Below are 10,276 nucleotides of genomic sequence, written 5' to 3' on the forward strand. Positions count from 1 at the left end.
GAACTAATACGGCACCACCACGGATAGCGTCCATTCGGCGTCCTGTGCAGTAATGCGCAGGACGCCTTTTCGCTCTTCCAGCAACGTTCCGTACCGGGCCAGCCCGGTGCCGCCCGTGGCGATATCGGTACGCTCCTCCGGTTCCTGTACGCGCGGCCTGTCAGTACACGCGACATGGACGGCGTCCGAACCGAATCGGACCGTCACCACGTATCCGCCCGCCGGATCGGCGTGTTTGGCGATGTTGCCGTACACTTCCTCCAATAATCCCGAAAGCAGTCCGCCGTAATCGGCGTAATCGGCGTAATCGTCAGCGACGCCGCTGTCGGCATCGATCTCATTAATATCGGTCACCGGTCCGACATCGGCCGTGGATATGATGGTCCGTCCGTCGAATCCCAGTTCCGCAAGCCGGCGGTCGCCGTTCCGTGCAATGCTGCTCACCCGCCGCACGACCGTTTGCTCCATTTGCTCCATTTGCTCGACCCGTCCCGACATTCCTCTGGACGGGTCGAGCACCGACCTGGAAACGCCCGATGGAACGCCATCCTTATTCCGTCGTGCTCGCCCCCGGTCCAGCCGGTCCCCGGAAGTGACATTGCCGACGCCGATCCTCCGGCTCCTTGGGCCGGACGTATTGGTGGCGATGGCACCGTCGCCAGCTTCGTCGTCAACGTCACCGTCAAATGCACCACCATCGCCGATTACGCCGCCGGGATCCCCACGCCCCTCCATCACGTCAATGACCTGATGGGTCCGATTCAACGCGCCGACGGCCACCTTGCGCAATTCCTGCAGCTCCTCGACGGACGGGCTATAATCATCCGCAATATCCTTGTCGAGCCGCAGAATCAGATACGCCAGATCGTTGGATACGTAGTCGTGGATGTCCCGGGCCGCGCGCTCGCGACGCCGGCGATGCTCCAATTCGGCTTGGGCCATGCCGCGTTCATGGTTCCAACGCGCGGCCACGCCGGCCAGCAGGCAGCCGACGGCGAGCACGATCACCGGCATGGGCCCGTCGATGGTGACGACGCCGAGAATCACCTGCCGACCAGCCCCTGCCTGAACCGTACCGACGGTCTGCGCGATGGCACCAAAATGTCCGGAAGCGGCCACATCCCCGATCGGCCCGATCACCCAGCCCATCACGGTCACGGCCAATATGAGAGCACCGAACCATACGAAGACATATCCCGCAATGCCGATCGCCAGCATCACCGCAAGCAGCGCGCCGGACGGTACCCACAATGCCCCGAACGTCATCACCACGACCAGCATCGTCGTCAGCAGGCAGCCCTCGACCGGGCGGAAGGACATCAGCACCGTCGCCGCGACAAGCAGGAACGCCGGTGCTCCCGCTGCTGCCGGCAAACCGTCGATCATGATCGAGCGCATCGTTTCGACCGCGCAGACCAAGGCGACGAGCAGCGTGGCGGTCAGCAGCCACGCGTTGCCCACGCGCGCGTCGGCTTCGGCGATGCGACGCCATAATCCACGAATCATTGTCCGCTCCTCCTTCGCAGACCAGACGCAGGACACTAGATTTCGTGCCGTCTGACACATATGGAAATGGCGTGCGCACGGCTTCGTGCGCCAAGTTTGGCGCACGCCCTGCGTTCGAAAGTGGCCACGGTCGCGGCGCTCACGCCGAGGCGCACCGCAATCTCCCTGGTGGTGAGCCCCTCTGCGTACAGGCGCAGGGTCTCCCGTTCCTTGGCGGACAGCGCCCCGCGGACGGCGTAGCCCGCATCCTCCAACAGCATATGGGCACTGATGGCGTCCATGAATCCGGCTCCCCCGCGCCCGACTCCGTTCCCTTCTGCATCCCCATCCATCGGCATGCCACGAGCTGCACAGCGGATGGCGTGTGCGATGCCGCGCAAGTCGGTCTTGGCCACCAGCGCCTGCGCCCCGCAGCGTACGGCCTCGTCACGGAACGAAGCAAGCGAGTACGAGGTGACACCGACCAGGCCGACCTCCGGTGTTTTGGCGCGGATGGCCCGACATACCTCGGTGCCGGACACATCGCCCATCGACATGTCGGTGACAAGCACGTCCGGCCGTTTCGCCGGATTCAGACAGCGGCTGATTGCCACGGCGCCCAGATCACAGGTCCAGACCACTCGGAAGTCGGAGGCCATGCGTTCGATCATCGTCTGCAGGACCTTCACCGCGTACGGGTCATTGTCCACGAGCCCGATGCGGATGGGTGCCGATGCCTTCTCCTCCCCCGTATCGGCGACGATTCCCATGCCGTTCCCCATGCCGTCATCCCCTTCCTCGGTCCCATCTATGATGCCCGCGCGAAACCGCTCCGTCCTCGCGTTGTCATAGCCGCTATGACAACCATCATCCCACGATTTTCAGCAAATCTATTATGGAATCATCCCGATAATCCGCACAACGTCGTGAAAGGAACCTGAGATGAACACGACATCGCAACGACGGTTCACCTGGAACCGTGCGCATTGGATAGGCATGGTCTCCTTGGCTGTGCTGCTGGCACTGCTGATCATGGGATCAGGCGTGTTCATCCTCGACTACGACGGAAACGCCAACTGGATGACCTCGCCTGACCATTTCGTCTGGCTGGGCAGCATGCTGCTGCACTGGCCGTTGGCGCTGGGACTGGCCAATGTGATTCTCGGCAGCATCCGCACCGGCAGTCTGTCGTTCCCGTTGGCGAGCGCGCTGCTCGGCCCGTTGGGGTTCGGATGGGCGAATCTGCGGCTGCAACCCGGCTATCGATATCCGACGTGGCCGGAATGGGTCGGGCTCATGCGCACCGATGGGTTGCGTCTCATCGGGCAGACGCTGTACGGCGTGGGCGTGCTGCTGGTCTCCTATGCGGCGGTGGCATTCATCTGTTACGCAATCGGTCGATACGGCCTGCGCGCGCTGTTCGTGAACCCCGAACCAGGCTCGCTCAGCGCCCGGATGCTGCGCTGGATTCGCAAGGATGCCATCCGATTCGGCTGCTGGCTTGCCGTGGCACTGTCGTACGGACTGCTGCTGACTCTGATCATTGTGGGAAGCGAAGCCGTGCTGGGTGCCGCCCTGCTGATCAATTTCGTGATTCCGCCAGTGCTCCTGATAGCGTGCGGCGCATACGCCTCGCGGGATGCCGCGCTGAGCCGCCCGTGGAGTGCGTTGTTGTTCCCGCTCGTCTGCTCGCTGGTGTCGGTGCCGATACTCGTGGCTCTGATCAGGCCGTTGGACGACACCTGCTATGTCGGGTCGGTCTGCACCACACTGGGCGACATGTATTTCAACTGGTCGCAGATGGATCAGGTGTGGCATTTCACCGTGGTGTTCGCGGCGGCCTCGTTCCTCGGTTTCGCCGTGGTGTGGGCAGTGCGGTGGATCATTGCAAGGGTGCGCCGGCGGTAGCGTATTCGCCTCGGTATGACGCGAACGGTCTGGGAAGCCCTCATGCGGAGCACAGCCCCCGCCGCTCATGGCAACTGTAATGGAACCTGTGAATACGGCGAACGGCTGTTCATCTCAATGGCGAGCAAGCGCTCTTCGGAGAAGCTGCGACGAGTCTATACTGGGCGTCAGGCAACATTCGCCAAGGGATTGAACCGATTGCCTGTACCACACCCGCGTTAGACCGTGCGCATGAAGGTGTATCGTTTGACGTTATGGTTACGATGAAGGAAATCGCGCATCAGGCCGGCGTCTCCGTCTCCACAGTGTCGCTGGTGCTCAACAACCGCGACGAGGGGCGCGTCCGCGGCGCAGTGGCGCGGCATGTACGCGATATCGCGGCACAGCTCGGATACAAGTCGAACCCGCTGGCCAGCTCGTTGCGCACCGGACGCACGCATATGCTTGGTTTCATCAGCGAAGACGTAGCCACCACACCGTATGCGGGCGGCATCATTCTCGGAGCGCAACGGGCTGCACGACGGTTCGGATACATGCTCATCGTGGTCAGTACGGATGGCAAGGAGAGCGAAACCGCAGAGATCGCAGCACTGAAACGTTATGGAGCCGATGGTTTCCTGTACGCCAAGATGTCCAACCGCATCACCCACGCGCCTTCCGCGCTCACCGGGATGCCGCTGGTTCTGGTGGACGCCACCGACGCGGATGGCAAGATACCCAGCGTGGAGCCGGACGAGTTCCGTATCGGCTACGACGCCACCAAACGCCTCATTGACGCGGGATGCGAACGGATAGCCTACGTGGGCTGTTCCGAACCGCTGATCGCTCAGGCTGAGCGGCTACGCGGCTATCAGGCCGCGCTGGAGGATGATGGACGGAAATTCGACAGGCGACTGACTATCGACGTGCTGAACAACGACCCGGCACTGGCTGCCGTGGACCGGCTGTTCAACGTGGAGCGGCCAGATGGGTTCTTCTGCTTCAATGACGCACGTGCATGGTATGTCTACGAATGCGCCGCCCGACGCGGGCTGACTGTCGGCCGGGATATTTCGGTGGTTGGCGTGGACAACCACCGCGTCTTCGCAGAGACGCTTGCTCCCACGCTCACCACCGTGGAACTGCCTCATTTCGAGATGGGCTACTGGGCCGTGACCAAGCTGGTCTCAATGCTCGAAGACCGTCCGCTCGACAACATCGATTGGCCGAGAACGACCGCGCCCATGCCGCGGCTCGATTCGCCGACGCCCGCAAAAATCCACTGCACACTGGTGGAGAAGCATTCGGTGCGGCAATAGCTTCGCAACGCACCCCAATCGGCATGCCACGTATCGCGCCCTCAGCGGCCTCGTCCTATCAACAGGATCCTCACAGCGTGACTTCTTGACGATTCACCCGAGAAATCACGCATCCAAAGGGCCCTATGTTCGACACGCCGAGTTTCGTCAATCGTTTGACGTAAATCGATTGACGTCTCATAATGAATATCACGCACAATAACTTCCGCAACGGCACAGCCGCTCGAGCCGAAGTGTCACAACAACCCAACGACAAAGCAGCAAATCCGGCAGTAATCAAAGGATGATTATGGCAAGCGTGTCCAAAACCCCATGGAGGAATCCCTCCTACCTGCAAAGTTCCCTCGGCATCTTCATGTTCTTCTGCTCATGGGAAACTGGTGGTCCTTCTTCCGCATCTGGCTCGAATCCTTGGGCCTGAGCGGCACCGAGGTCGGCACCATCTACTCCATCAACTCCGCCGCGACCATGATCATCATGTTCGCTTACGGCATCATCCAGGACCAGCTCGGCATCAAGCGACAGCTCGTCATCGCGGTCTCCATAATCTCCGCGTGCGTGGGCCCCTTCGTCCAGTTCGTCTATGCGCCGATGATTGATGCCGGCGGCACCACCCGCTGGTTCGGCGTCCTACTCGGCTCCGTCGTCCTGTCCGCAGGATTCATGGCGGCCTGCTCCCTGTTCGAGGCGATCACCGAACGCTACTCACGCAAGTTCAACTTCGAATACGGCCAGTCCCGCGCCTGGGGTTCGTTCGGCTACGCCATCGTGGCGCTGTGCGCCGGCTTCCTGTTCAACATCAATCCGATGATCAACTTCTGGATCGGCACCGCCTGCGGCGTCGGCATGCTGCTCATCTACCTGTGCTGGGTGCCTTCCGAGCAGAAGGGAGAGCTTAAGAAGGCCGCAGACCCGACCGCCGAGAAGTCCAGCCCCTCCTTCAAGGAGATGGTCAGCGTCCTGAAGATGCCGACCCTGTGGGTGCTGATCGTCTTCATGCTCCTGACCAACACCTTCTACACCGTGTTCGACCAGCAATGGTTCCCGGTCTACTACGCCGGCCTGTTCCCCACCGAAGCCATCGGCAACGCCACCTACGGCACGCTGAATGGATTCCAGGTGTTCCTCGAGTCCGCGATGATGGGCGTCGTGCCGATTATCATGCGCAAGATCGGCGTGCGCAACGCGCTGCTACTCGGTGCCACGGTGATGTTCCTGCGCATCGGCCTGTGCGGCGTGTTCCACGACCCGGTCACCGTCTCCATCGTCAAACTGTTCCACTCCATCGAAGTGCCGCTGTTCTGTCTTCCGGCGTTCCGCTACTTCACGCTGCACTTCGACACCAAGCTCTCCGCCACGCTGTACATGGTCGGATTCCAGATCGCCTCCCAGGTGGGACAGATCATCTTCTCCACCCCGCTGGGCGCCTTCCATGACTACATGACCGGCATCCTTCCAGACAACGACATGGGTTCGCGCGTGACCTTCTGGGTCATCTCCGGCATCGTGCTGTGCGCCTTGGTATACGGCTTCTTCGTGATCAAGCGCGACGACCAGGAGGTCGGCGGCGACCCGTTCTACACCGACAGCCAACTCAAGGCCATGGAAGCCGCCAAGGCCTGAGCTCCTCCCTCCATCAGCGATAACAATCGTCCAAAGCACCAAGGAATCATCATGACCGACTTCATTCCGGACAAGCCCGTATACACCCCCATCTGCGACCACGACGAGGCGCTCGCCAAGGCGGCCGCAGGAGTCGCCGAACTCGCCGCCCATCGCAACGACCGCTGGTACCCGAAGTTCCATATCGCCTCCGACGGCGGATGGATCAACGACCCCAACGGCCTGTGCTACTACAAGGGCCGCTGGCATGTGTTCTATCAGCTGCATCCCTACGGCACCCAGTGGGGCCTGTGCCATTGGGGCCACGTGTCCAGCGAAGACATGGTCACATGGCGCCGTGAGCCCATCGCCTTCGCTCCTTCCCTCGAACAGGAGAAGGACGGCGTGTTCTCCGGCTCCGCGGTCATCGGAGATGACGGCAAACTGCGCTTCTACTACACCGGACACCGCTGGGCCAACGGGCACGACAACACCGGTGGCGACTGGCAGGTGCAGATGCTCGCCACCCCGGATGACGACAGCCTGACCCATGTGACCAAGCAGGGCATGATCATCGACTGCCCGACCGACAAGGTGGACCACCATTACCGTGATCCGAAGGTGTGGAAGACCGGCGACACCTGGTATATGACCTTCGGTGTCTCCTCCGCGGATAAGCGCGGCCAGATGTGGCTGTTCTCCTCCAAGGACATGGAGCGCTGGACCTACGAGCGCGTATTGTTCGAGCACCCCGATCCGAACGTCTTCATGCTCGAATGCCCTGACTTCTTCCCGATCCGGGACAAGGAAGGCAACGAGAAGTGGGTCATCGGCTTCTCCGCCATGGGCTCCAAGCCGAACGGCTTCATGAACCGCAACGTCAACAACGCCGGCTACATGATCGGCACCTGGGAGCCGGGTGGCGAATTCAAGCCGGAAACCGAATTCCGTCTGTGGGATTGCGGCCACAACTACTATGCCCCGCAGTCCTTCCACGTGGACGGCCCGGAACACGGCGGGCAGGGTCGCCAGATCGTCTACGGATGGATGAGCCCGTTCGTCGAGCCTATTCCGATGCAGCAGGATGGCTGGTGCGGCCAGCTCACGCTGCCGCGTGAGATCACCCTCGGCGAGGACGGCGACGTGGTCACCGCCCCGGTGGCCGAGATGGAAGGCCTGCGCACGGACACGTTCGACCATGGTTCCATCACGCTTGATATGGACGGCGAGCAGGTCATCGCCGACGACGCCGAGGCTGTGGAGATCGAGATGACCATCGACCTGGCGCATTCCACCGCCGAGCGCGCTGGGCTCAAGATCCACGCCACTGAGAATGGCGCATACACGTATGTGGCCTATGACGACCAGATCGGACGTGTGGTGGTGGACCGTCAGACCATGTCCAACGGCGACCGCGGATACCGCACAGCACCACTCACCCAGGCGGAACTGGCCTCCGGCACTCTGGACCTGCGCGTGTTCGTGGATCGCGGCTCCGTGGAGGTCTACGTCAACGGTGGCCACCAAGTGCTGAGCTCCTACTCCTACGCCTCCGAAGGCCCGCGCGCCATCAAGCTCGTCGCCGAGTCCGGTAGTCTCAAGGTGGATTCCCTGAAGCTCCACCACATGAAGTCCATCGGACTGGAGTAGCTCTTTCACCTCCCTCGTCAGAGGGAGGTTTTTTTGTGCGCCCTGTCGTTCGCCTTCGCCTATACTGATGGACGGCATATAACACAATCCATCACACGACCGGCAGGCGCGCAGGCTCCTCACCTTACTGTTCCACGCCCCGGCCGCAAGCGCCACCAGCAAACCGGACTGGCGCGGAAAGCAAGGTGACATCCCATGTCCATCGCCAAGCGCCTCAAGCGCCGCATGCCCACCGTCATCGCCGTCATCGTATTGCTGGCAGTCTGGGAAACGTGGGTGGATCTAGGACATGTCTCCCCCACGATGATCTCCGCGCCAAGCGAGATTTTCGCCGCCACCATCGAAACATGGAACACGCTCGGCCCGGCCGCGGCAATCACCGGCTATGAGGGCGTGGTTGGATTCCTGTTTGCCGTGTTCTTCGGCATTATGATCGGCATTGCACTGTACTGCTCGCACACGTTCAACGCGGCGTTCTATCCGCTGCTTGCCGCCGCACAAACCATGCCGCTGATTTCCATCGCCCCGTTGTTCCTGATTTGGTTCGGTTTTGAGATTTCCGGCAAAATCGTAATCGTGGCGGTATTCGGCCTCTTCCCCATCGCCGTGCAGACTGTGCGCGGACTAGAAGCAGTGCCCCAGTTCTATTCCGACGTCGCATTGACCTGCGGCGCGACCCCGGTCTGGACGCTCTGGCACGTGAAGCTGCGCGTTGCCGCACGTCAGATCTATGGCGGTATCCGAGTATCTGCCGCATACATCTTCGCCACGGCATCCACCGCTGAATACCTTGGCGCACGCAAGGGCCTTGGCATCTGGCTGCAGGCTGCCTACAATTCATTCCGCACGCCGCTGATCTTCTCCGCCACCATCGTCATTATCCTGATGACATGCGTACTGATGCTGGCGGTAAACGCCAGCGAGCGCATCCTGCTCGGCCCGCCCGGCGACGACGAAGACCCCGACGCGGACCAGTAGTTCTTTTTTTACCGTCAAAGGCACGAGCCGGCGGCCAGGACCGACTGAACGAAGCGGCTTCTCATGAGGTCTCCAACCCTGTCTCTATAATGGAACAGCTTTACCAGCGTGTGGCAAACCGGCTTTCCCGAGCTTTCATAGGGAATGTCGGGGGCGCTGGTCGAACGGAAATCAAGGCCCTCCATATCGTTTTCTGCCGACTTCCGTTCGAAGCAATCCCAGAGAACGATAGAGAGACAACGAATTAGGGAACCATCATTATGAAGAAAAGCCTTGTATCCAAGGCCGCTGCCCTCGTGGGCGCCCTTGCCATGACTTTCGGTTTCGCCGCATGTGGCCAGACCAACACCGCCGACTCCTCCAACTCCAACACCTCCGACCTCAAGAAGGTCACTTTCATGCTTTCCTGGGCACCCGATACCAACCACATCGGCGTGTACGTGGCCAAGAACAAGGGCTACTTCAAGGACGCCGGCCTTGACGTGGATATCGTGGCCGTGGCCCAGGCCGGTGCCGAACAGGCCGTGAACAACGGTGTGGCCGACTTCGCCCTGTCCAACCTGACCAACGTGGGCGTCTACACGCTGAAGGGCGCTCACATCAAGCAGGTGCTGCAGGTGCAGCAGAAGCCGAGCGCCATTTGGTGCGCACTGGCGTCCAACACCGCCATCAAGTCCCCTAAGGATTTGGATGGCAAGACCTTCGCCACCTTCGGCTCCAACGAGTCCGATGCCGTGGTGCGCCGCATGATCCAAACCGATGGCGGCAAGGGCGAATTCGACAAGGTGACCGTCGGCACCTCCACCTTCCAGACCATGGAATCCGGCAAGGCCGATTTCGGCGGCTTCTACGCCACGTGGGAAGGCGTGCAAGCCGACATGTACGGCCCGAAGCTCAACTGCTTCACCGAGCCTGACTATGGCGTGCCCGGCAACGCCGACACCATCGGCATCATCACCAATGACAAGACCATCAAGAACAATCCCGACCTGGTCAAGATGTTCACTCAGGCCACTCAAAAGGGTTACGAGTACGCGTACGCCAACCCGGATGACGCCGCGCAGATTCTCGTGGACGAAGCCCCTGACGCCAACCTCAAGCCCGAATTCGTCAAGAAGAGCATGCAGGTTATCGTCGACGGCCAGTACTGGGGCGATCCGGCCAAGATCAAGGACGGCTCTTTCGTGCTCGGCACCAACGACTTCAAGGGCGCTCAGGAATACTTCGACTTCCTGGCTGAAGAAGACGCATACACCGACAGTCATGACAAGATAATTCATGAGGCCCCGCAGGCCAAGGACCTTGCCACCGACGAATTCATCGGCAAGTAATTTCCGATATTCCGAGTTTGAATC

7 protein-coding genes and 1 pseudogene are annotated in these 10,276 nt (G+C 61.1%); 6 read left to right on the forward strand and 2 right to left on the reverse strand.

Annotated features, from left to right (window positions below; translation table 11 throughout):
• Positions 1 to 3: 3 nt before the first annotated feature.
• Both BW09_RS09810 and BW09_RS09815 read right to left on the reverse strand, forming a co-directional pair.
• Complete coding sequence (locus BW09_RS09810) at positions 4 to 1,506, reverse strand: hypothetical protein (RefSeq protein ID WP_052382106.1); 1,503 nt, start codon at positions 1,504 to 1,506, stop codon at positions 4 to 6.
• A 35-nt stretch (positions 1,507 to 1,541) separates the two neighbouring features.
• Entirely contained in the window at positions 1,542 to 2,267 is a 726-nt protein-coding gene (locus tag BW09_RS09815; protein WP_258185054.1) for a response regulator transcription factor, read from the reverse strand.
• A 160-nt stretch (positions 2,268 to 2,427) separates the two neighbouring features.
• Between BW09_RS09815 and BW09_RS09820 the strand changes: the two genes are divergently transcribed.
• The 6 genes and pseudogenes from BW09_RS09820 to BW09_RS09845 all read left to right on the forward strand — a co-directional run bounded on the left by BW09_RS09820 (position 2,428) and on the right by BW09_RS09845 (position 10,252).
• Positions 2,428 to 3,393 carry a hypothetical protein gene (locus BW09_RS09820; RefSeq protein WP_140463990.1) on the forward strand — a complete coding sequence of 322 codons (966 nt, stop codon included), beginning with the start codon at positions 2,428 to 2,430 and terminating at the stop codon, positions 3,391 to 3,393.
• Positions 3,394 to 3,647: 254 nt separating this feature from the next.
• Complete coding sequence (locus BW09_RS09825; protein ID WP_140463988.1) at positions 3,648 to 4,691, forward strand: LacI family DNA-binding transcriptional regulator; 1,044 nt, start codon at positions 3,648 to 3,650, stop codon at positions 4,689 to 4,691.
• A gap of 289 nt (positions 4,692 to 4,980) precedes the next feature.
• Positions 4,981 to 6,314 (forward strand): annotated as a pseudogene (locus BW09_RS09830) (MFS transporter).
• A 51-nt stretch (positions 6,315 to 6,365) separates the two neighbouring features.
• Entirely contained in the window at positions 6,366 to 7,943 is a 1,578-nt protein-coding gene (locus BW09_RS09835; RefSeq protein ID WP_140463986.1) for a GH32 C-terminal domain-containing protein, read from the forward strand.
• A 195-nt stretch (positions 7,944 to 8,138) separates the two neighbouring features.
• A complete protein-coding gene (locus tag BW09_RS09840; RefSeq protein ID WP_007053301.1) occupies positions 8,139 to 8,921 on the forward strand; it encodes an ABC transporter permease in 783 nt (260 codons plus the stop codon).
• A 260-nt stretch (positions 8,922 to 9,181) separates the two neighbouring features.
• Positions 9,182 to 10,252, forward strand: a complete 1,071-nt coding sequence (locus BW09_RS09845; RefSeq protein WP_044090351.1) for an ABC transporter substrate-binding protein — start codon at positions 9,182 to 9,184, stop codon at positions 10,250 to 10,252.
• Positions 10,253 to 10,276: the final 24 nt, after the last annotated feature.

Origin of the sequence: Bifidobacterium sp. UTCIF-1 (assembly GCF_006408915.1) — a bacterium.
Lineage (GTDB): Bacteria > Actinomycetota > Actinomycetes > Actinomycetales > Bifidobacteriaceae > Bifidobacterium > Bifidobacterium reuteri.